16 protein-coding genes are annotated in these 21,066 nt (G+C 65.3%); 3 read left to right on the top strand and 13 right to left on the bottom strand.

The window, feature by feature from the left end; all coding sequences use genetic code 11:
• A complete protein-coding gene (locus ACYRGX_RS10345) occupies nucleotides 1-495 on the top strand; it encodes a L,D-transpeptidase family protein (RefSeq protein ID WP_473056470.1) in 495 nt (164 codons plus the stop codon).
• Between the two features lie 13 nt (nucleotides 496-508).
• Here the strand turns inward: ACYRGX_RS10345 and ACYRGX_RS10340 are convergent, their stop codons facing one another.
• The 11 genes from ACYRGX_RS10340 to ACYRGX_RS10290 form a co-directional block, all read right to left on the bottom strand.
• Nucleotides 509-1,918: an NAD(P)/FAD-dependent oxidoreductase gene (locus ACYRGX_RS10340; RefSeq protein WP_473056469.1), complete on the bottom strand. Its 1,410-nt coding sequence runs from the start codon at nucleotides 1,916-1,918 to the stop codon at nucleotides 509-511.
• A 141-nt stretch (nucleotides 1,919-2,059) separates the two neighbouring features.
• The gene (gene sthA / locus ACYRGX_RS10335) at nucleotides 2,060-3,454 is read right to left on the bottom strand and encodes a Si-specific NAD(P)(+) transhydrogenase (RefSeq protein ID WP_473056468.1); all 1,395 of its coding nucleotides are present in this window, start codon (nucleotides 3,452-3,454) and stop codon (nucleotides 2,060-2,062) included.
• Between the two features lie 74 nt (nucleotides 3,455-3,528).
• Nucleotides 3,529-3,762, bottom strand: a complete 234-nt coding sequence (gene nqrM, locus ACYRGX_RS10330) for a (Na+)-NQR maturation NqrM (RefSeq protein ID WP_473056467.1) — start codon at nucleotides 3,760-3,762, stop codon at nucleotides 3,529-3,531.
• Between the two features lies 1 nt (nucleotide 3,763).
• Nucleotides 3,764-4,783: an FAD:protein FMN transferase gene (locus ACYRGX_RS10325; protein WP_473056466.1), complete on the bottom strand. Its 1,020-nt coding sequence runs from the start codon at nucleotides 4,781-4,783 to the stop codon at nucleotides 3,764-3,766.
• Nucleotides 4,784-4,785: 2 nt separating this feature from the next.
• The gene (gene nqrF, locus ACYRGX_RS10320) at nucleotides 4,786-6,009 is read right to left on the bottom strand and encodes an NADH:ubiquinone reductase (Na(+)-transporting) subunit F (protein ID WP_473056465.1); all 1,224 of its coding nucleotides are present in this window, start codon (nucleotides 6,007-6,009) and stop codon (nucleotides 4,786-4,788) included.
• Between the two features lie 15 nt (nucleotides 6,010-6,024).
• Complete coding sequence (gene nqrE, locus ACYRGX_RS10315) at nucleotides 6,025-6,633, bottom strand: NADH:ubiquinone reductase (Na(+)-transporting) subunit E (protein ID WP_473056464.1); 609 nt, start codon at nucleotides 6,631-6,633, stop codon at nucleotides 6,025-6,027.
• Nucleotides 6,633-7,307, bottom strand: coding sequence for an NADH:ubiquinone reductase (Na(+)-transporting) subunit D (locus ACYRGX_RS10310; RefSeq protein WP_473056463.1), 675 nt, complete (start codon nucleotides 7,305-7,307; stop codon nucleotides 6,633-6,635). The genes nqrE and ACYRGX_RS10310 overlap by 1 nt, the downstream gene beginning before the upstream one ends.
• Nucleotides 7,304-8,092: a Na(+)-translocating NADH-quinone reductase subunit C gene (locus tag ACYRGX_RS10305; protein WP_473056462.1), complete on the bottom strand. Its 789-nt coding sequence runs from the start codon at nucleotides 8,090-8,092 to the stop codon at nucleotides 7,304-7,306. The genes ACYRGX_RS10310 and ACYRGX_RS10305 overlap by 4 nt, the downstream gene beginning before the upstream one ends.
• On the bottom strand, nucleotides 8,085-9,296 hold the full coding sequence (locus tag ACYRGX_RS10300; protein WP_473056461.1) for an NADH:ubiquinone reductase (Na(+)-transporting) subunit B: 1,212 nt from the start codon (nucleotides 9,294-9,296) through the stop codon (nucleotides 8,085-8,087). The genes ACYRGX_RS10305 and ACYRGX_RS10300 overlap by 8 nt, the downstream gene beginning before the upstream one ends.
• Nucleotides 9,297-9,299: 3 nt before the next feature.
• A complete protein-coding gene (locus tag ACYRGX_RS10295; protein ID WP_473056460.1) occupies nucleotides 9,300-10,637 on the bottom strand; it encodes a Na(+)-translocating NADH-quinone reductase subunit A in 1,338 nt (445 codons plus the stop codon).
• 311 nt (nucleotides 10,638-10,948) lie between these two features.
• Entirely contained in the window at nucleotides 10,949-12,415 is a 1,467-nt protein-coding gene (locus tag ACYRGX_RS10290) for a glyceraldehyde-3-phosphate dehydrogenase (protein ID WP_473056459.1), read from the bottom strand.
• Nucleotides 12,416-12,635: 220 nt separating this feature from the next.
• On the opposite strand from ACYRGX_RS10290, the gene mfd reads away from it, so the two are divergent.
• A complete protein-coding gene (gene mfd / locus ACYRGX_RS10285) occupies nucleotides 12,636-16,070 on the top strand; it encodes a transcription-repair coupling factor (RefSeq protein WP_473056458.1) in 3,435 nt (1,144 codons plus the stop codon).
• Nucleotides 16,071-16,123: 53 nt separating this feature from the next.
• On the opposite strand, the gene ACYRGX_RS10280 is transcribed toward mfd, so the two are convergent.
• Nucleotides 16,124-16,690 (bottom strand): GNAT family N-acetyltransferase, encoded by a 567-nt coding sequence (locus ACYRGX_RS10280; RefSeq protein WP_473056457.1) that lies wholly within the window; start codon nucleotides 16,688-16,690, stop codon nucleotides 16,124-16,126.
• Between the two features lie 239 nt (nucleotides 16,691-16,929).
• Here ACYRGX_RS10280 and ACYRGX_RS10275 point away from each other — a divergent pair, with 239 nt between their 5' ends.
• A complete protein-coding gene (locus ACYRGX_RS10275) occupies nucleotides 16,930-20,406 on the top strand; it encodes a hybrid sensor histidine kinase/response regulator (RefSeq protein WP_473056456.1) in 3,477 nt (1,158 codons plus the stop codon).
• Between the two features lie 3 nt (nucleotides 20,407-20,409).
• Here ACYRGX_RS10275 and ACYRGX_RS10270 read toward each other — a convergent pair whose 3' ends face one another.
• Nucleotides 20,410-20,832 (bottom strand): tetratricopeptide repeat protein, encoded by a 423-nt coding sequence (locus ACYRGX_RS10270; protein WP_473056455.1) that lies wholly within the window; start codon nucleotides 20,830-20,832, stop codon nucleotides 20,410-20,412.
• Nucleotides 20,833-21,066: the final 234 nt, after the last annotated feature.

Raw genomic sequence — 21,066 nt, 5'->3', positions numbered from 1 at the left:
ATGCGCTGGCTGTGCACCGTCCTGTTGTTCATCGCGTTCGCCGCTTCGGCCAACAACTCGCCCACCGGTCCCAAGGTGGACAAGGTGCTGGTGGTGAAGTCCGAGCGCAGCCTTGCGCTATTCGCCAATGGCCGCGAGATCAAGCGCTATCGAGTGTCCCTGGGCAAGCGCCCGCACGGCGCCAAGGAGCGCGAGGGTGACCGGCGCACCCCCGAAGGCTTCTACTGGATCGACTGGCGCAAGAGCAGCGACAAGTACAACCTGTCGATGCACATCTCCTACCCCAACGCCCGTGACCAGGCGCGTGCCAGCGCCCTGGGCGTCTCACCGGGCAACATGATCATGATCCATGGCACGCCGCTGGACGACGAGTACCCCGAGTGGTTCTTCCAGACCCTCGACTGGACCGACGGCTGCATCGCCCTGAACAATGCCGACATGCGCGAGGTCTGGCAGTTGGTCAGCGACGGCACGCTGATCGAAATCCGCCCCTGAGCACGCCCCAGGCTCAGCGCATCAGCCCTTCCATACGATCAGCCAGGCGCGCGACCAGGCGTCGCCGCCAGGCGGCGCTGCGCGGATCGGCGAGCACCCGGTCCTCGAGGGCGAAGCTGGCGAGCACTGCGCGATAACCTAGCCAGCGCACGGGCTCCGGCTCCCAGGCCGACAGCCTGTCGAGCGCCCCATCAGCCTGGACCCAGGGCTGGCGCAGCAGAACGCTGTCACGCCCCAGAATCAGGTCGGCGAGCGTCCTTCCTCCCAGGTTCGCCGCACCGACGCCCTCGCCGCCATAGCCACCCGCCAGCGCCAGGCGATTGCGCGTATCGCGCAGCATGTGCGGGCGAAAGCGCCTCGCCATGCCCAGGTTGCCGCCCCAGCCGTGACTCAGGCGCACGTCGCGCAACTGCGGGAAAAGCTCGCCGAGCAGATGACGGCGCAACTGCCATTCCGCGGCACTCAGATCGAAGTCCTGACGCAAACGGCCGCCGAAGCGATAACCGCCCCGCGCACCGAAGACCAGCCGATCGTCCAGCGTGCGCTGGCCGTAGGTGACCTGCCGACTGTTCTCGCTGAATGCCTGGCCACGGGACAAACCGATTTCGTCCCAGACCGCAGCGGGCAACGGCTCGCTGGCGACGATCAGGCTCTGCACCGGAATCTGATAACGCCCCAGCGGTGGCAAGCTGGCGGCGTAGCCTTCCACCGCCGGCACGACCCAATCGGCACGCACCTCGCCATGTTCGCTGCGCACAAGGCCGGGCTGCCAGTCGAGCACTCGAGAACGCTCGAAGATGCGCACGCCCAGGCGTTCAACCACATCAGCCAGCCCCCGCGCCAGGCGCGCCGGCTGCAGCGTGGCGCAGTGCGGACTGAACAGCGCGCCATAGGGCCTGTGCACGCGCAGCTGGGTGTCCAGCTCGGCGGGATCGAGCCAGCGATAGCTGTCCTCTGCCAGACCCAGCGCTCGGGCATGCCGCAACTGTTCGCGCAGCCGCTGCGCCTGCTCGGGATAGCGCGCCGCGCAATAGAGCACACCGCCCTTGCGCAACTGGCAATCGATCCCCTCGTGTTCGACTACCGCACGAACCTCATCGGGAATCCCATGCAGCACCTCGAAGGCTTCCTGGCGCTGCTCGGGCGGCAGCGCGGCGAGCCAGCGGTCCTCCCCCAGGAGATTGCCCATCACCCAGCCGCCATTGCGTCCCGAGGCACCGAAGCCTGCGGTCTGCGCCTCGAGGACGACCACCTCCAACTGCGGCGCGTGGCGCTTCAGGTAATAGGCGGTCCACAACCCGGTGTAGCCGGCGCCGATGATCGCCACGTCCGCCTGCAGCGCCTGCTGCAAGCTGGGACGCGCCTGCAGCGGTGCTTCGAGTTGCTCCATCCACAGGCTCACTCCACGCCAAGACTGCGCCATGTGACTCCTCCAGCAACGAAAAACGCCGCGGGCCTGGCCCGGCTCGCGGCGTCGTTCAAAAGCTTTCCCTGTTCGGCCAGCGTCCCTCGACAGCGGCGAACGGATCGTCCCCGGCCGCCTCAGGCCGCCGGTCGGGGCCGCTCAAAAAAGCCGGTTCAGGCCATCGAAGGCAGCCACCCGGTAGGCCTCGGCCATGGTCGGGTAGTTGAAGGTGGTGTTGACGAAATACTTGATGGTATTCGCCTCACCCGGCTGGTTCATGATCGCCTGACCGATGTGGACGATCTCCGAGGCCTGATAGCCGAAGCAGTGGACGCCGAGCACCTGCAGGGTTTCGCGATGGAACAACAGTTTCAGCATGCCTACCGGCTCGGCGGAAATCTGCGCCCGCGCCATGCTCTTGAAGAACGCCTTGCCGACTTCGTAGGGCACCTGCTCCTGGGTCAGCTCGCGCTCGGTCTTGCCGATCGAACTGATCTCCGGAATGGTGTAGATACCGGTGGGCACGTCGTCGACGAAACGCCAGCTGCCATTCTCGACGATGCTGCCGGAGGCCGAGCGCCCCTGGTCGAACGCCGCACTGGCCAGGCTCGGCCAGCCGATCACGTCACCGGCGGCATAGATGTTCGGCACCTCGGTGCGGTACTGCTCATCGACCTTGATCTGCCCACGCCCGTTGACCGCGATGCCGACGTTCTCCAGGGCCAGCTTGTCGGTGTTGCCGGTGCGGCCGTTGCACCAGAGCAAGGCGTCCGCCTTGATCTTCTTGCCGGACTTCAGGTGCAGGATCACGCCGTTATCCACACCCTCGACGCGCTCGTACTCCTCGCGGTGACGGATCAGCACGTTGTTATTGCGCAGGTGATAGCTCAGCGCGTCGGAGATCTCGCCATCGAGGAAGGTGAGCAACTGGTCGCGGTTGTCGATCAGGTCGACGAGTACGCCCAGGCCACTGAAGATCGACGCGTACTCGCAGCCGATGACCCCGGCGCCGTAGATGATCAGCCGGCGCGGCGTATGGCTGAGGTTGAGAATGGTGTCGCTGTCGTAGACGCGCGGATGGTTGAAGTCGATATCCGACGGATGATAGGGGCGCGAACCGGTGGCGATCACCACCTGCTTGGCCACCAGCGTGTCCATCATGCCGTTGTTGCAAATGACCTGAACGGTGCGCTCGTCAGCGAAGCTGGCGGTGCCGAAGAACAGGTCGATACGGTTACGCGCGTAATAGCCGGTTCGCGAGGCGACCTGCTTGGAGATCACCCGCTCCGCGCTCTTGAGTACGTCGGGGAAGGAGAACCAACGCGGCTCGCCGATCTGGCGGAACAGCGGGTTGGTGTTGTACTGCATGATCTGCCGCACCGAGTGGCGCAGCGCCTTGGACGGGATGGTGCCCAGGTGGGTGCTGTTGCCGCCGACCTGGCTGCGGTCGTCGATCACCGCGACCTTGCGCCCGGCCTTCACGGCATTGATCGCCGCGCCTTCGCCCGCCGGACCGGAGCCCATCACCACCACATCGTAGTTGTATACCGCCATAGAATCTCCTCAGCGCCGCAGACGCCTTCGCCCGCAGCCGACCGCCTGCCCGACGGCCCGTATTCAGTTACCGCTCAGCGCCGCGCCGCGTCGTAGGCCAGCTCGCTGACCTGCGCCTGGGTCTTCTCGGCGTTCACCTCGTCGCACTTGCTGGTGTTGCCACCGCAAATCGGACATTCGTCCTTTTCGATACCCAGGTTGGCGATGCCGCCACAGGAGCCGGCAATGGGCTTGCGCCCGAACATCACGCCGACCGCCATGCCGGCGACCACCAACAGCATCACGATGAATACGCTCAACCAGATCATTTCACTCTCCTCGCGCCGGGAACAGCGCATCGAAGGCCGGGGTGCTGCGGCTGGCGAAGCCTTCGCCCTCGCGGGATACGAACAACGCCGCGATGTCGTGGGCGGCGGCGTAGTCGTAGCCCGCCTGCGGACCGAGCACCATGAACAGGGTAGACAAACCGTCGGCGTGCAAGGTCGAAGGATCGACCACCGTGACCGCCGCGAGGTAGTGACGGATCGGCGCGCCGGCGCGTGGATCGAGGGTGTGCGAATAGCGTACGCCATTCTCCTCGAAGTAGTTGCGATAGTCGCCCGAGGTCGAGACGCCGTAGCCGTCCAGCTCGACGATGCGCTGGGCGCTGCGCGCTTCGCTCAACGGCGCCTCGATCGCCACCCGCCAGGGCGAGCCGTCGGGCTTGTGGCCTACCGCCTTGAGCTCGCCGGTGGCTTCCACCAGATAGCTCTTCACGCCCATTGCCTGCAGGCGCGCGGAAATGCGGTCCACCGCATAACCGGCGGCGATGGCATTGAAGTCGACCTGCAGGGCATCGATGTCCTTGCACAGGCGTTCGCCGTCGACCCGCAGGTGGGCATGTCCGAATTCGCCGCGCACCGCCTGCAACTGCTCAGCGCTCGGCACCTTCTCGCCATGCCCGCGCGGGCCGAAGCCCCACAGGTTGAGCAGCGGCTCGACGGTCAGGTCGAACGCACCGTCGCTTTCGCTGGACAGTTGCTCGCCGTAGGTGACCAGCTCACGCACCGGAGCAGGTGCCTCGCGGCAGCCAGCCGGAGCATCGTTGAACTGCTCGATGAAGGAATCGTTGCGGTAGGTGGACATCTGCGCGTCCACCTCGGCGAGGATGGCCTCGACTTCGCGCTGGGCCTCGGCGACCGATGGAGCGCCGTCGCCGCGCACGTACTTGACGTTGTAGGTGCTGCCCATGGTCGGACCGCCGAAGGATTCCAGCGGGTCCTTGAACGAACAACCCGCCAGGGCCATCGCCAAAGCGACGGCACCGGCGGGCAGAAGGCGGTAGCGCATGACTAGCCGCCGAAGTCGTCGAGCAGGATGTTCTCGCGCTCGACGCCCAGGTCGGTGAGCATCTTGATCACCGCGGCGTTCATCATCGGCGGGCCGCACATGTAGAACTCGCAATCCTCGGGGGCCGGATGGTCCTTGAGGTAGTTCTCGAACAGCACGTTGTGGATGAAGCCGGTCATGCCGTCCCAGTTGTCTTCGGGCTGCGGATCGGACAGCGCCAGGTGCCAGGAGAAGTTCTCGTTCTCCGCCTGCAGCATGTCGTACTCGTCCACGTAGAACGCCTCGCGCATCGAGCGCGCGCCGTACCAGAAGCTGATCTTGCGGGTGCTCTTGAGGCGCTTGAGCTGGTCGAAGATGTGCGAGCGCATCGGCGCCATGCCGGCGCCACCGCCGATGAAGACCATCTCGGCGTCGGTGTCCTTGGCGAAGAACTCACCGAAGGGACCGTACACGGTGACCTTGTCGCCAGCCTTGAGGTTGAACACCCAGGAGGACATCTTGCCCGGCGGGATATCGTCACGATTCGGCGGCGGCGAGGCCACGCGGATGTTGAACTTCACGATACCGCGCTCTTCCGGGTAGTTCGCCATGGAGTAGGCGCGAATCACCGTCTCGTCGACCTTGGAGACGAAGCGCCACATGTTGAACTTGTCCCAGTCGCCGCGGAATTTCTCCTGGATGTCGAAATCCTTGTAGTTGACCACGTGCGGCGGGCATTCCAGCTGCACGTAGCCGCCGGCGCGGAAGTTCACGTGCTCGCCTTCGGGCAGCTTCAGCGTCAACTCCTTGATGAAGGTGGCGACGTTGGGGTTGGACGCGACGGTGCATTCCCACTTCTTCACGCCGAACACTTCTTCGGGCACTTCGATCTTCATGTCCTGCTTGACCGGTGTCTGGCAGGACAGGCGCCAGCCCTCGCCCGCCTGACGGCGGGTGAAGTGCGACTCCTCGGTGGGCAGCATCTCGCCGCCACCGCTCTCGACGATGCACTTGCACTGGGCACAGGTGCCGCCGCCGCCGCAGGCGGACGAGAGGAAGATGTTGTTCGCCGCCAGGGTCTGCAGCAGCTTGCCGCCGGCCGGCACGGTGATGGTCTTCTCGCCGTTGATCTCGATGTTCACGTCGCCGCTGGAGACCAGCTTGGCGCGGGCGACCATGATGATCAGCACCAGCGCCAGGACGATGGCGGTGAACATGCCGATCGCGAGGAAAATCTCGTAGTTCATCTACTCATTCCACCCTTACAGCTGGACACCGGAGAACGACATGAAGCCCAGGGACATCAAGCCGATGGTGATGAAGGTGATGCCCAGACCCTGCAGGCCGGCGGGCACGTCGCTGTACTTGAGCTTCTCGCGGATACCCGCGAGCAGTGCGATCGCCAGCGCCCAGGACAGGCCCGAACCGAAGCCGTAGACCACGCTCTCGGAGAGGTTGTAGTCACGCTCCACCATGAACAGGGTGCCGCCCATGATGGCGCAGTTCACCGTGATCAGCGGGAGGAACACGCCGAGCGCGTTGTAGAGGCTGGGGACGTACTTGTCGAGGAGCATCTCGAGGATCTGCACGATGGCGGCGATCACCCCGATGTAGCTGAGCAGGCCGAGGAAGGACAGGTCCACCTCCGGCAGGCCGGCCCAGGCCAGCGCGCCGTTTTTCAGCAGGTAGGTGTAGATCAGGTTGTTGGCCGGCACGGTGATGGCCTGCACCACGATGACCGCGATGCCCAGGCCGATCGCCGTTTCCACCTTCTTGGAGATGGCGATGAAGGTACACATGCCGAGGAAGAACGCCAGGGCCATGTTCTCGACGAACACGGCGCGGACGAACAGGCTGATGTAGTGCTCCATTAGTAAGCCTCCTTGCTGGACACCTGGGGCGCCATGCGGTAGGTCGGCTCTTCCACCTGTTCACGCTTCCAGGAACGGATGCCCCAGATGATCAGGCCAATCAGGAAGAACGCGGAAGGCGGCAGCAGCAGCAGGCCGTTGGGCACGTACCAGCCGCCGTCGTTGACCACCGGCAGGATCTCGAAGCCCATCAGCTTGCCGGAACCGAGCAGCTCACGAATCACCCCGAGGGTGACCAGCATGGCGCTGTAGCCCAGGCCGTTACCGATGCCGTCGAAGAACGACAGGATCGGCGGGTTCTGCATGGCAAAGGCCTCGGCACGGCCCATCACGATGCAGTTGGTGATGATCAGTCCGACGAACACCGACAACTGCTTGGACAGGCTGAAGGCATAGGCCTTGAGCACCTGGTCGACCACGATCACCAACGAGGCGATGATCACCATCTGCACGATCATGCGGATCGAGCTGGGGATCTGGCTGCGGATCATCGAGATGAACAGGTTGGAGAAGCCGGTCACCAAGGTCAGGCAGATCGACATCACCAACGCGGTCTTCAGGTTCGAGGTCACCGCCAGCGCCGAGCAGATCCCGAGGATCTGCAGGCCGATGGGGTTGTTGTTGAAGACCGGATTGAGCAGGACTTCTTTGATGGTCGGTTGCGACATGCTCATGCCTCCCCGGAACGCAATTTAGCGATAAAAGGACCAAAACCGTTCTCACCCAGCCAGAAGTGCAACAGGTTGTTCACCCCATTGCTGGTCAGGGTAGCGCCGGCGATGGCATCCACCTGGTGTTCGGCGCGCGGGCTCTGTGGGTCCACGCCGCCCTTGACGATCTGTACGGCGACCTTGCCGTTCTCGTCGTAGAGCGTCTTGCCCGTCCACTGCGCACGCCACTTCGGATTGTCGACCTCGCCCCCCAGGCCCGGCGTTTCGCCGTGCTGGTAGAAGCCCAGACCGACCACGGTGTTGAGGTCGCCCTGCACCGCCAGGAAGCCGTACAGCGTCGACCACAGGCCATAGCCGCGTACCGGCAGCACCAGCGCCTGCAACTGGCCCTGGTCTTCGACCATGTAGACCACCGAATAGCGCTCGCGACGCTTGATCGAGGCGATGTCCTCGTCACCCGGCAGGGCTTCGGACTGCGCCGGATCGCGCGCAGCCTGCAGCGGATCGTAGCTCTTGGGGTCCATGTTTTCGGCGAACTCGCCGGTTTCGAGGTCGACGACCTTGGCCACCATGCGCTCGGCGAACAGCTCACGCACCTGCGCGGCACTCATCCCCGCCTGGCCGAGGCCAGCGACGCCGAGGATACTGCGCTGCATATCCACCTGACGGTTCTCGATCTGCGTCGGCTTCAGCGCGATCGCCGCGCCAGCGACGAACACCGAGCAGACCAGGCAGACCAGCAGGGCCACCGTCAGGGTACGACCGATGGATTCTTTCTGACTAGACATTGCGTGCCAGCCTCCGCTTGATGTTGGCCTGAACGATGAAGTGGTCGATCAGCGGTGCACACAGGTTGGCGAACAGGATCGCCAGCATCATGCCCTCGGGGAAGGCCGGGTTGACCACGCGGATCAGCACGACCATGACCCCGATGACGATGCCGAAGATCCACTTACCGGTGTTGGTCATCGATGCCGATACCGGATCGGTGGCCATGAAGATCATGCCGAAGGCGAAGCCGCCGATGACCAGGTGCCAGTACCAGGGCATCGCGAACAGCGGATTGGTCTCCGAACCGATGGCATTGAACAGCGAACTCAGCGCGATCATGCCGATCATCACCCCGGAGACAATGCGCCAGGAGGCGATCTTGGTCAGCAGCAGCACGGCGCCGCCGATGAGGATTGCCAGGGTGCTGGTTTCACCGACCGAGCCATGGATGGTGCCGACGAAAGCGTCCATCCAGGTAATGCCGTGGCCGAGGATGTTGTCCATGCCACCCGCAGCCCCCAGGCTCAGGCTGGTAGCGCCGGCAAAGCCGTCGACCGCGGTCCAGACCGCGTCACCGGACATCTGCGCGGGGTAGGCGAAGAACAGGAACGCACGCCCGGTGAGCGCCGGGTTGAGGAAGTTCTTGCCGGTACCGCCGAACACTTCCTTGCCGATCACCACACCGAAGCTGATGCCCAGCGCGACCTGCCACAGCGGGATGTCCGGCGGCAGGATCAGGGCGAACAGCACGGAGGTCACGAAGAAGCCTTCATTCACCTCATGACGCCGCACCGAGGCGAACAGCAGCTCCCAGAAACCGCCGACGATGAAGGTCACCGCGTAGATCGGCAGAAAGTACAGCGCACCCTGGATGAAGTTGTCCCACAGGCTGTTCGGATCGAAACCGGCCAGCGCAGCGACCCAGGACACATGCCAGTTGTTCTGCGCGGCCAGCAGGTCGGGATTGGCGGCATAGATGCTGTTGGCCTGGAAGCCGACGTTCCACATACCAAAGAACATCGCCGGGAAGGTGCACAACCAGACGGTGATCATGATGCGCTTGAGGTCGATGCCGTCACGCACGTGGGCCGTGGTCTTGGTCACGCTGCCGGGGCGGTAGAAGAAAGTGTCGACGGCCTCGTAGAGGGCGTACCACTTTTCGTACTTGCCACCTTTTTCGAAGTTGTGCTCGATCTTGTCGAGGAATGCACGGATACCCAAGGCTTAGCCCTCCAGCTCGATGCGGGTGAGGTTGTCCCGCAGGATCGGGCCATACTCGTACTTGCCGGCGCACACGTAGGTACACAGCGCCAGGTCCTCCTCGTCCAGCTCCAGACAGCCGAGCTTCTGCGCCATCTCGGTATCACCGACGATCAGCGAGCGCAGCAGTTGGGTGGCGAGGATATCCAGTGGCATGACCTCTTCGTAGTTGCCTACCGGCACCATGGCGCGCGGACTGCCGTTGGTGGTGGTGGTCAGCGCCAGGCGTTTGGCCGCAGCCAGCTTGGAGACGAAGACGTTCAGCACCGAATGCTTGTTCACCCCGGCACGCAGGTAATGGAGCATCTCGCGCTCCTTGCCCTCGAGCAGGCAGGAAACCTGCTGGTGATAACGCCCGAGGTAGGCGAACGCGCCGTGAGCGGTGCGACCACCGAAGACCGATCCGGAGATTACCCGGTTGCAGCCGGGGTGCAGTTGGCCGGCGGTCAGCTCGTCGAGGTTCGCGCCCAGGCGGGTGCGCAGCAGGCGCGGCTGCTCGACCACCGGGCCGCCCAGAGCGACCACGCGCTCGACCCACAGCTCGCCCGTGGCGAACAGCTTGCCGACAGCGATGACGTCCTGGTAGCCAATGGTCCAGACGCTCTTGCCGGCGCTCACCGGATCGAGGAAGTGGATATGGGTACCGGCAAGGCCTGCCGGATGCGGGCCGGCGAACGACTCGCTACGGACCTTGGCCAGGGACTCGCCCGGCAGGCTGGCGCCCTCGGCCTTGCAGAGGAAGATCGGCGCCAGGTTGCCGAGCACCTTCAGACCCTGCTCGAAGGCCTCGGCCTGCTCGGCGATGATCACCTGGGGATCGGCGGCCAGCGGATGGGTATCGATGGCCGTGACGAAAATGGAACGGGGCGTGGCGTCGACCGCCGGCACCTTGCTGTAGGGCCGCGTGCGAAATGCGGTCCACAGGCCGGAGCGTTGCAGGTTGTCGCGGACTGCCTGGCCGTCGAGCGCGTCGAGCTGCTCGAGCGGATAACGCTCGAAAACCTCCTGCTCGTCGCCCTCGACATCGATCACCACGGACTGCAGCACACGCCGCTCGCCGCGATGGATGGCGCTGACTACCCCAGCGGCAGGCGCAGTGAAATGTACGCCTGGCGTCTTCTTGTCGGAAAACAGCACCTGCCCCAGTTTGACGCGCTCACCGACCTGCACGGCCATGGTCGGCTTCATCCCGTGATAGTCGAAACCTATCACGGCAACACTACGCACCGGCCTTGCGGCTTCGATACGCTGCGCTGGCACGCCCGTTATGGGCAGCTCAAGCCCTCGTTTTATTTTCATCATAGGTTGCCTAACCACTGATTTTAAAAGCTTATAAGGGGTCGGCAGGGGAACAGAGGAAAAAACCAATGATATGCGTGCGAAACCTGTAATAGACGCGCTCGCAGGCGCCAACCCCGGAAAAAAATCCGCTCGATTATAGAGAGGCCCCCAGGCACTGACCACCCGGACACCGTGTTTTTTTGGCGATTACGTAACAGTAGACGACGCCTGGAGAACAGACCGCGCCTCTATCCCCGGCATATACAGCCCCAAAGAAAACGGGAGCCCTGGGGCTCCCGTCACTTCGTTCAGCGCAGGTTCAGCGTTTTACCTCAGCGCGGAAACGACGGCGGGTTGACCCCGGCCATCTCCTCGAGCACACGCACCACCTGGCAGCTGTAGCCGAACTCGTTGTCGTACCAGACGTAGAGCACGACACGATTGTCGTTGCAGATGGTCGCCTCGGCATCCACCACACCGGCATAGCGCGAACCGACGAAATCGCTGGAAACCACTTCCGGCGAGTTCACGAAGTCGATCTGCTTGTGCAGGTCCGAGTACAGCGCGGTGTGGCGCAGGTACTCGTTGACTTCGTCGCGATCGGTGCCCTTCTCCAGGTTCAGGTTGAGGATGGCCATGGAGACGTTCGGGGTCGGCACGCGGATGGCGTTGCCCGAGAGCTTCCCAGCCAGTTCCGGCAGCGCCTTGGCGACGGCCTTGGCGGCGCCGGTCTCGGTCAGCACCATGTTCAGGGCCGCGGAACGACCGCGACGGTTGCCCTTGTGGAAGTTGTCGATCAGGTTCTGGTCGTTGGTGTAGGAGTGAACGGTCTCGACGTGGCCGTTGACGATGCCGTACTTGTCGTTGATCGCCTTGAGCACCGGCACGATGGCGTTGGTGGTGCAGGACGCCGCGGAGACGATCTTGTCGTCGGCGGCGATGTCGCCATGGTTGATGCCATGCACGATGTTCTTCAGCGCACCCTTGCCCGGCGCGGTGAGGATCACGCGGGAGGCGCCCGGGCACTTCAGGTGCTGGGCCAGGCCTTCGGCGTCGCGCCACTTGCCGGTGTTGTCGACGATCAGCGCATCGTTGATGCCGTAGCTGGTGTAGTCGACGGTGCTCGGGTCGTTGGAGTAGATCACCTGGATCAGGTTGCCGTTGACCTCGAGGCAGTTGTTCTCCTCGTCGACGATGATGGTGCCGTTGAAGGAACCGTGCACCGAGTCGCGACGCAGCAGGCTGGCGCGCTTGACCAGGTCGTTCTCGGCCCCTTTGCGCACGACGATGGCGCGCAGGCGCAGGCCGTCGCCACCGCCGGTCTTCTCGACCAGGATGCGCGCCAGCAGGCGACCGATGCGGCCGAAGCCGTAGAGCACCACGTCGACGCCACGGGAGGCGCCAGTGCCCTGCTTGCCGACCACGTCGGCGAGCTCTTCACGGACGAATTCTTCGGCGCTGCGGCCGTTGCTCTCGGCCTTGTACTTGGCAGCCAGACGACCCAGGTCGACCGAAGCGGCACCCAGTTTCAGGCCGGCCATCGCCTGCAGCAACGGGAAGGTTTCCTGTACCGACAGCTCGGTTTCATCGGCCTGGCGGTGACGGGTGTAGCGATGCCCCTTGAGGATGTCGATCACCGAGCGGTTGATCAGGCTGCGCCCGTAGAGCGAGGTCACCACGTTGTTGTTGCGATAGAGCTGGCCAATCAGCGGGATCATCGCTTCGGCGAGGGCTTCGCGATCGATCCATTCACCGAGACACTGGTCGGTCTTCTGAGTCACGGGCAGTACCTTCCACATGTAGGAGCTGAGAAAAGGGGCTACATTATGACGGCGCGCAACGCGCCGAGCAATGTGTCGCAAGCCGCGGCACCCCCGACAACCCGCCCCGAATCACGAGCGAAACTGCCGACACCGGCGCCGCAGGCGGCCTGCCGCCCCGGACAGGAGACTGACAGCACCGCGCGCGGATAGTTACAATCGGGCGGATAAGCCCCCTCTCTCGGAGCCGTCCTCTCACGTGTCCGCACTGCCGCTTCCCCGCCTTTCCGACTCAGGCAAGCAAGCCTGGGGTAACCTGCCGGGTGCCGCGCTGTCCCTGGCTATCGCCGAGGCCGCCAGCGCCGCTGAACGCTTCGCCCTGCTGCTCACCGCCGACAGCGCAAGCGCCGAGCGCCTGGAGCAGGAGCTGCGTTTCTTCGCCCCGGAATTGCCGGTGCTGCAGTTCCCCGACTGGGAAACCCTGCCCTACGACCTGTTCTCGCCGCATCAGGACATCATCTCCGAGCGAGTCGCGGCGCTTTATCGCCTGCCTTCGCTACGCCACGGGGTCCTGGTAGTTCCGATCGCCACCGCCCTACATCGCCTGGCCCCGACGCGCTTCCTGCTCGGCTCCAGCCTGGTGCTGGAAACCGGCCAGCGGGTGGACGTCGAGCAGATGAGCGCGAACCTGGAGGCCGCCGGCTACCGTCGCGTGGATACCGTCTATGAACACGGCGAGTTCGCCGTGCGCGGCGCGCTGATCGACCTCTACCCAATGGGCAGTACGCAGCCGTTTCGCATCGACCTGTTCGACGACGAAATCGAGACCCTGCGCACCTTCGACCCGGAGACCCAGCGCTCGGTGGACAAGGTCGACTCGATCAACCTGCTACCGGCCCGTGAATTCCCCCTGGAGAAGAAAGCCGTCGCCGACTTCCGCGCACGCTTTCGTGAGCGCTTCGACGTCGACTTCCGCCGCTGCCCGCTGTACCAGGACCTTTCCAGCGGCATCACCCCGGCGGGTATCGAGTACTACCTGCCGCTGTTCTTCGAAGACACCTCGACACTGTTCGACTACCTGCCGCAGGACACCCGGGTGTTTTCCCTGCCGGGCATCGAACAGGCCGCGGAGAACTTCTGGAACGACGCGCGCAACCGCTACGAGGAGCGTCGCGTCGACCCGCAGCGCCCGCTCCTGCCGCCGGCCGAGGTCTTCCTTCCCGTGGAGGACTGCTTCGCCCGACTCAAGAGCTGGCCACGGGTGGTCATCCAGCGCGACGATCTGGAAACCGGCGTGGGCCGCGAACGCTTTGCCGCGCGCCCGTTGCCGGACCTGGCGGTGCAGGCCAAGGCCAGTGAGCCGCTCGGCGCGCTGCGGCGCTTCCTCGAAGAACAGCCGGGTCGCGTGCTCTTCGTCGCGGAATCCGCCGGCCGCCGCGAGGCCCTGCTGGAGTTGCTCGCGCGCCTGAAGATCCGCCCCCAGGAAGTCGACGGCTGGCCGGCCTTCATCGCCGGCGAACAGCGCCTGGCGATCGCCGTCGCACCGATCGACGAGGGCCTGCTGCTCGACGAGCTGGCCCTGGTCACCGAGAACGCCCTGTTCGGCCAGCGCGTCATGCAGCGCCGTCGCCGCGAGCGCGGGCGCGACGGCGGCGAGCACGTCATCCGCAACCTCACCGAGCTACGCGAAGGCGCGCCGGTGGTGCACATCGACCACGGCGTCGGCCGCTATCTCGGCCTGCAGACGCTGGAGATCGAAGGCCAGGCCGCCGAATTCCTCACCCTGGAATACGCCGAGGGGGCCAAGCTCTACGTGCCGGTCGCCAGCCTGCACCTGATCGCCCGCTACACCGGCAGCGACGACGCCCTGGCGCCGCTGCACCGCCTCGGTTCGGAGCAATGGCAGAAGGCCAAGCGCAAGGCCGCCGAGCAGGTGCGAGATGTCGCCGCCGAGCTGCTCGACATCTACGCTCGCCGCGCCGCGCGCAAGGGCCACGCCTTCAACGACCCGCAGGCCGACTACGAAACCTTCTCCGCCGGCTTCCCCTTCGAGGAAACCCCGGACCAGCAGTCCGCCATCGACGCGGTGCGCGCCGACCTGCTGGCACCCAAGCCGATGGACCGCCTGGTCTGCGGCGACGTCGGTTTCGGCAAGACCGAGGTGGCCATGCGTGCCGCCTTCATCGCGGTACACAGCGGCAAGCAGGTGGCGGTGCTTGTACCCACCACCCTGCTCGCCCAGCAGCACTACAACAGCTTCCGCGACCGCTTCGCCGACTGGCCGGTGAAGGTCGAGGTGATGAGTCGCTTCAAGTCCGCCAAGGATGTCGACGCCGCCGTGGCCAAGCTCGCCGAAGGCCAGCTGGACATCGTCATCGGCACCCACAAGCTGTTGCAGGACGACGTCAAGTTCAAGGACCTGGGCCTGGTCATCATCGACGAGGAACATCGCTTCGGCGTGCGCCAGAAGGAACAGTTGAAAGCGCTGCGCAGCGAGGTGGACATCCTCACCCTCACCGCCACGCCGATCCCGCGCACGCTGAACATGTCCATCGCCGGCATGCGCGATCTGTCGATCATCGCCACCCCGCCGGCGCGCCGGCTGTCGGTGCGCACCTTCGTCATGGAACAACAGGACACGGTGATCAAGGAGGCGCTGCTGCGCGAGCTGCTGCGCGGCGGCCAGGTCTACTACCTGCACAACGACGTGAAGACCATCGAGAAGTGCGCCTCCGACCTCGCCGCCCTGGTGCCCGAGGCGCGCATCGCCATCGGCCACGGGCAGATGCGCGAACGCGAACTGGAACAGGTGATGAGCGACTTCTACCACAAGCGCAGCAACGTGCTGGTGGCCTCGACCATCATCGAGACCGGCATCGACGTGCCCAGCGCCAACACCATCATCATCGAGCGCGCCGACAAGTTCGGCCTGGCCCAGTTGCACCAGTTGCGCGGGCGCGTCGGCCGCAGCCACCACCAGGCCTACGCCTACCTGCTCACGCCGCCGCGCAAGGGCATGACCGAGGACGCGCAGAAGCGCCTGGAGGCCATCGCCGAAGCCCAGGACCTGGGCGCTGGCTTCGTGCTGGCCACCCATGACCTGGAGATTCGCGGCGCCGGCGAGCTGCTCGGCGAAGGCCAGAGCGGACAGATCCAGGCGGTCGGCTTCACGCTCTACATGGAGATGCTCGACCGCGCGGTGAAGGCCATCCGCAAGGGCGAGCAGCCCAACCTCGACCAGCCGCTGGGCGGCGGCCCGGACATCAACCTGCGGGTGCCAGCGCTGATTCCCGAGGACTACCTGCCCGACGTGCATGCGCGGCTGATCCTCTACAAGCGCATCGCCTCGACCAGCGACGAGGACGAGCTCAAGGACCTGCAGGTGGAGATGATCGACCGCTTCGGCCTGCTCCCCGAGCCGACCAAGCACCTAGTGCGCCTGACGCTGCTGAAGATGCAGGCGGAGAAGCTCGGCATCGTCAAGGTCGACGCCGGCCCGCAGGGCGGCCGCCTGGAGTTCGGTGCGCAGACGCCGGTGGACCCACTGACGCTGATCAAGCTGATCCAGAGCCAACCCAAACGCTACAAGTTCGAGGGCGCGACGATCTTCAAATTCCAGGTGCCTATGGAACACGCGGAAGAGCGCTTCAACGTCATCGAGGCGCTGTTCGAGCGTTTGCTACCGAAGGACTAGATCGCGCCCGGCATGGGCCGCGTGGGCGCCCCATGCCGGGTTCGGAGCGGGGCTCAGGAGAAGCGCTCTTCCAGGGCGGCTTTGACCTCTGCCCACTCGCGATCGGTGATGCTGTACATCACGGTATCGTCCAGGCGCCCGTCGGCCAGGCGCCGATGGTTGCGCAACAGGCCTTCGCGCACGGCGCCGAGTTTTTCGATGGCGCGCTGGGAGCGCAGGTTGCTGGCCGCCGTTTTCAGTTGCACGCGCACCAACTCCCATTCCTCGAAGGCATGCCGCAGCATCAGGAACTTGATGCTGTCGTTCAGCCCGCTGCCGTGCTGGCCACGCTCGTACCAGGTCCAGCCGATCTCGGCGGCCGGCAGGGCGTTGTTGAAGTCGGCGAAACGGGTGGTGCCCACCACCTGGTCGGCCACGCGCACGGTGAAAACCACGGCGCGCTCGTCACGCATTTCGGCCAGGCCCTGGCGATACCAGTCCGGCCGCAGGGGACCGTTCAGGTAGATCAGTTCGTCACGGTTGGCATCGGCCAGTTCGACCAGGACAGGAATGTCCGACTCGACCAGCGGTTCCAGACGCAAGGCACCCCGCTGCAGGGTGACCGGTTGCGGTTTGAACATCGTTGCAGTCCTCGTTTCACGCCCGCGGCCCGCCCCTGCGCGACACAGGGTCGCGCAGAGCCCGCACGCGGCCCGGGCAGGCCCGCAGCGCAAGGGCGCGGACACGCTACCAGCCCGGCTCGCCGCGCTCAAGCCGGCCTGCGACCTTGGTCGCAGGTACGCTGACGCAAGGTGCACCGAACTGCGAAACTAGCCGGTAGCGCCTCTCGCGCCGCTTAACCGTCCGTTCTGGAGCCTGCATGAGCCTGTCCAGTGGGTTGATCGCCCTGGTCGCCCTGATCTACATGACCGTCCTGTTCTCTATCGCCTTCTACGGCGACCGCCGCCGCCAGCCGCTGTCGCCGCGTCTGCGCGCCTGGGTCTACAGCCTGTCGCTGGCGGTGTACTGCACCAGTTGGACCTTCTTCGGTGCGGTCGGCCAATCCGCCGAGCAGCTCTGGTCGTTCCTGCCGATCTACCTGGGCCCGGTGCTGCTGTTGCTGTTCTTTCCCTGGGCGTTGCAGAAGACGGTGATGATCAGCAAGCAGGAGAACATCACCTCCATCGCCGACTTCATCGCCGCGCGCTACGGCAAGTCGCAGACCCTGGCGGTGGTGGTGGCACTGATCTGCCTGGTCGGCGTGCTGCCCTACATCGCGCTGCAGCTCAAGGGCATCGTGCTCGGCGTGAACCTGCTCACCGGCGCTACCGCAGACGCCACCGGCACCCGCGCCCAGGACACGGCGCTGATCGTCTCCCTGGCTCTGGCGCTGTTCGCGATTCTGTTCGGCACCCGCAGCCTGGACGTCACCGAGCATCACCGCGGCATGGTCCTGGCGATCGCCTTCGAGTCGCTGGTCAAGCTGCTGGCCTTCCTCGCGGTCGGTGCCTTCATCACCTACGGCCTCTATGACGGCTTTCCCGACCTCCTGGAGCGCGCGCGCCAGGCCCCGCAACTGACGAAGTTCTGGCAGGAGCCGGTGAACTGGCCGTCGATGCTGGTGCAGACCTGGCTGTCGGCGATCGCCATTCTCTGCCTGCCCCGTCAGTTCCATGTGGCGGTGGTGGAGAACACCCATCCACAGGATGTGCGTCTGGCGCGCTGGGTGTTTCCCGGTTATCTGGCCCTGGCGGCGCTGTTCGTGGTGCCGATCGCGCTGGCCGGGCAGATGTTGCTTCCGACAGGCGTCAGCCATGACTCCTACGTGATCAGCCTGCCACTGGCCGAGGCGCACCCGGCGCTCGCCCTGCTCGCCTTCATCGGCGGCGCCTCCGCGGCTACCGGCATGGTCATCGTCGCCAGTGTGACGCTCTCGACCATGGTCTCCAACGACATGCTGCTGCCCTGGCTGCTGCGTCGGCAGAACGCCGAGCGGCCCTTCGTGGTATTCCGCCACTGGATGCTCACGGCGCGCCGGGTGAGCATCGTGGCGATCCTGCTGCTGGCCTACGTCAGCTACCGCCTGCTCGGTTCCAACGCGAGCCTGGCGACCATCGGGCAGATCTCCTTCGCCGCGGTCGGCCAACTGGCGCCGGCGATGACCGGCGCACTGCTCTGGAAGCAGGCCAACCGCCGTGGCGTGTTCGCCGGCCTGACGGCGGGCGCTTTGCTTTGGCTGTACACCCTGGTGCTGCCGCTGGTGGCACGCAGCCTGGGGCTGCCGTTGCAGCTCTTCCCGGGGCTGCAAACGCTGCTGCACCTGCCGATCGGCCTGGAGGTCGACCCGCTGACGCGCGGCGTGGTGCTCTCGCTGGCCGGCAACTTCGCGCTGTTCGCCCTGGTATCACTGTTTTCGCGCACCCGCGTTTCGGAGCACTGGCAGGCGAGCCGCTTCATCGGCCAGCAAAGCCATGTGCGCCCCGGTGGTCGGCCCCTGCTGGCGGTGCAGGTGGTCGACCTGATGACCCTCGCCGCGCGCTTCGTCGGCGAGGAGCGCGCGCAACAGAGCTTCGAGCGCTTCGCCCGGCGCCAGGGCAAGCCTTTCGCCCCAGAGCAGGCGGCCAATGGCGAATGGATCGCCCATACCGAGCGCCTGCTCGCCGGTGTGCTGGGCGCCTCGTCCACCCGCGCGGTGGTGAAGGCGGCCATCGAGGGCCGCGACATGCAAGTCGAGGATGTGGTGCGCATCGCCGACGAAGCCTCCGAGGTGCTGCAGTTCAACCGCGCGCTGCTGCAGGGCGCGATCGAGAACATCTCCCAGGGCATCAGCGTGGTCGACCTCAACCTGCGCCTGGTCGCCTGGAACCACCGTTACCTCGAGCTCTTCGAGTACCCCGAGGACCTGGTCTACGTCGGCCGCCCGATCGCCGACATCATCCGCTACAACGCCGAGCGCGGCCTGTGTGGCCCCGGCGACCCCGACGCCCATGTGGCCCGGCGCTTGTACTGGATGCGCCAAGGCACCGCACACACCTCCGAGCGGGTATTCCCCAACGGCCGCACGATCGAGCTGATCGGCAACCCGATGCCCGGCGGCGGCTTCGTCATGAGCTTCAGCGACATCAGCGCCTACCGCGCCGCCGCCAAGGCGCTGGAGAACGCTAACGAAAGCCTCGAGCAGCGCGTGACCGAACGTACTCGCGAGCTTTCCGAACTGAATCTGGAACTGAGCCAAGCCAAGGCCCGCGCGGAGGAGGCCAACCAGTCCAAGTCGCGCTTTCTCGCCGCGGTCAGTCACGACCTGATGCAGCCGCTGAATGCCGCCCGCCTGTTCTCGGCCGCGCTGGCGATGCACGACACCGCGCTGCCGGAGGAAGCCCGGCAACTGGTGCATAACCTCGACGGCTCGCTGCGCTCGGCGGAAGACCTGATCGGCGACCTGCTGGATATCTCGCGCCTGGAGGGCGGGCGGATTGCGCCGCAGATCGCCGCCTTCCCCCTGGCCAGCCTCTACGACACGCTGGGCAGCGAGTTCTCCGCGCTGGCCAGGGAACAGGGCGTGGACTTCCACCTGCGCGGCAGCCAGCTGCGCGTGCAGAGTGACGCCAAGCTGCTCCGGCGCATCCTGCAGAACTTCCTCACCAATGCCTTCCGCTATGCCGAAGGCCGCGTACTGCTCGGCGTGCGCCGTCAGGGCGAGCACCTTTCACTGGAGGTCTGGGATCGCGGCCCGGGAATTCCGGAAGACAAGCGCAAGGAAATCTTCGAGGAGTTCAAGCGCCTGGACAGCCACCGCACGCGCGCCGAAAAGGGCCTGGGGCTGGGCCTGGCGATCGCCGACGGCCTCTGCCGGGTGCTCGGTCACAAACTCGCGGTGCGCTCCTGGCCCGGACACGGCAGCGTCTTCAGCGTCAGCGTGCCCATCGCACGCCAGGCCGCAGCCGCCATCCCTTCGCCCATCCCCGCAGCGCAGGGCGCGCCCCTCGAAGGCGGCCCCGTGCTCTGCGTGGACAACGAGGAAAGCATTCTCTCCGGCATGCGTGCGCTGTTGCAGCGCTGGGGCTGCCAGGTGGCCGTGGCACGCAATCGCCAGGAATGCGAAACGCTGCTGGAACAGGGTCTGCGCCCGCAACTGGTGCTGGTCGACTATCACCTCGACCATGGCGACACCGGTACGCAACTCATGGCCTGGCTACGTTCACGGCTGGATGATGCGATTCCGGGCGTTGTGATCAGCGCCGACACGCGCCCTGAACTGGTGACCGAGGTACACGCCGCCGGACTGGACTACCTGGGCAAGCCGGTGAAGCCTGCGGCGCTGCGCGCCTTGCTGGCGCGCCGTCTCGGGCTGAAGTAGCCGTCAGGCGTCGGCGAAGCGCTCGCGCAGCAGGCGACTGGCCTCGTGCGAGCCCTGCGCGGCGGCCTGCTCCAGCCAGTAGCGCGCCTGCACGTCGGCGTCTTCCGGCCAGACGGTGAGCTGCCTGCCGAGCTCCAACTGGGCACGGGGATCGCCTGCCCGTGCAGCCTGCTTTAGCAGCTGACGACCGATGCGGCGATCACGCTGGCAACCACAGTGGCGGCAGAGCAGTTGGCCCAGGCGGCTCTGCGCCTCGACCACACCCCGTCGTGCGGGCTGCTTGAGCAGATGGCCCGCCAGACGTTTGGCACCATGGGTCTGCCCCAGGCGAGGACTGTCGAGGAGCCAGGAGGCGAGCTTCACGGGGAGCGCGGGTACGGCGGGCGAAGGGGCCGGGACCGAGGAATGAGAAACGCGGTACTTCATGGGCCAAGCGGAAAACCTGAGAGGGCGCGCACTTTACTCCTTTTTTTTTCTGGGTAAAGACTTGCGCCAGCGCTAAGACCTCGTTCCACAGAAAGCGTTCAGATTTCGTCCACAGAAGCTGTGGATAACGATGTGGAAAAGCCGGTGGGTAACGCTCGAAAAGCCGATGTAACGGGGCCTTGCTACAAACTGACGGTTTTTTCACCAATCCTTAAAGTCTTTTAAAATCAATAA

It is taken from the genome of Pseudomonas sp. R4-15 (assembly GCF_055768815.1).
This window is presented reverse-complemented; position numbering and strand designations above follow the sequence as displayed.

Bases quoted from the DNA above. Each gene is read 5' to 3' on its own strand.
- ACYRGX_RS10305 (WP_473056462.1), bottom strand. From the start codon at position 8,092: ATGTCTAGTCAGAAAGAATCCATCGGTCGTACCCTGACGGTGGCCCTG.
- ACYRGX_RS10310 (WP_473056463.1), bottom strand. From the start codon at position 7,307: ATGAGCATGTCGCAACCGACCATCAAAGAAGTCCTGCTCAATCCGGTC.
- ACYRGX_RS10275 (WP_473056456.1), top strand. From the start codon at position 16,930: ATGAGCCTGTCCAGTGGGTTGATCGCCCTGGTCGCCCTGATCTACATG.
- nqrF (WP_473056465.1), bottom strand. From the start codon at position 6,009: ATGAACTACGAGATTTTCCTCGCGATCGGCATGTTCACCGCCATCGTC.
- ACYRGX_RS10345 (WP_473056470.1), top strand. From the start codon at position 1: ATGCGCTGGCTGTGCACCGTCCTGTTGTTCATCGCGTTCGCCGCTTCG.
- ACYRGX_RS10290 (WP_473056459.1), bottom strand. From the start codon at position 12,415: ATGTGGAAGGTACTGCCCGTGACTCAGAAGACCGACCAGTGTCTCGGT.
- ACYRGX_RS10325 (WP_473056466.1), bottom strand. From the start codon at position 4,783: ATGCGCTACCGCCTTCTGCCCGCCGGTGCCGTCGCTTTGGCGATGGCC.
- ACYRGX_RS10340 (WP_473056469.1), bottom strand. From the start codon at position 1,918: ATGGCGCAGTCTTGGCGTGGAGTGAGCCTGTGGATGGAGCAACTCGAA.
- ACYRGX_RS10280 (WP_473056457.1), bottom strand. From the start codon at position 16,690: ATGTTCAAACCGCAACCGGTCACCCTGCAGCGGGGTGCCTTGCGTCTG.
- ACYRGX_RS10270 (WP_473056455.1), bottom strand. From the start codon at position 20,832: ATGAAGTACCGCGTTTCTCATTCCTCGGTCCCGGCCCCTTCGCCCGCC.
- nqrE (WP_473056464.1), bottom strand. From the start codon at position 6,633: ATGGAGCACTACATCAGCCTGTTCGTCCGCGCCGTGTTCGTCGAGAAC.
- sthA (WP_473056468.1), bottom strand. From the start codon at position 3,454: ATGGCGGTATACAACTACGATGTGGTGGTGATGGGCTCCGGTCCGGCG.
- nqrM (WP_473056467.1), bottom strand. From the start codon at position 3,762: ATGATCTGGTTGAGCGTATTCATCGTGATGCTGTTGGTGGTCGCCGGC.
- ACYRGX_RS10295 (WP_473056460.1), bottom strand. From the start codon at position 10,637: ATGATGAAAATAAAACGAGGGCTTGAGCTGCCCATAACGGGCGTGCCA.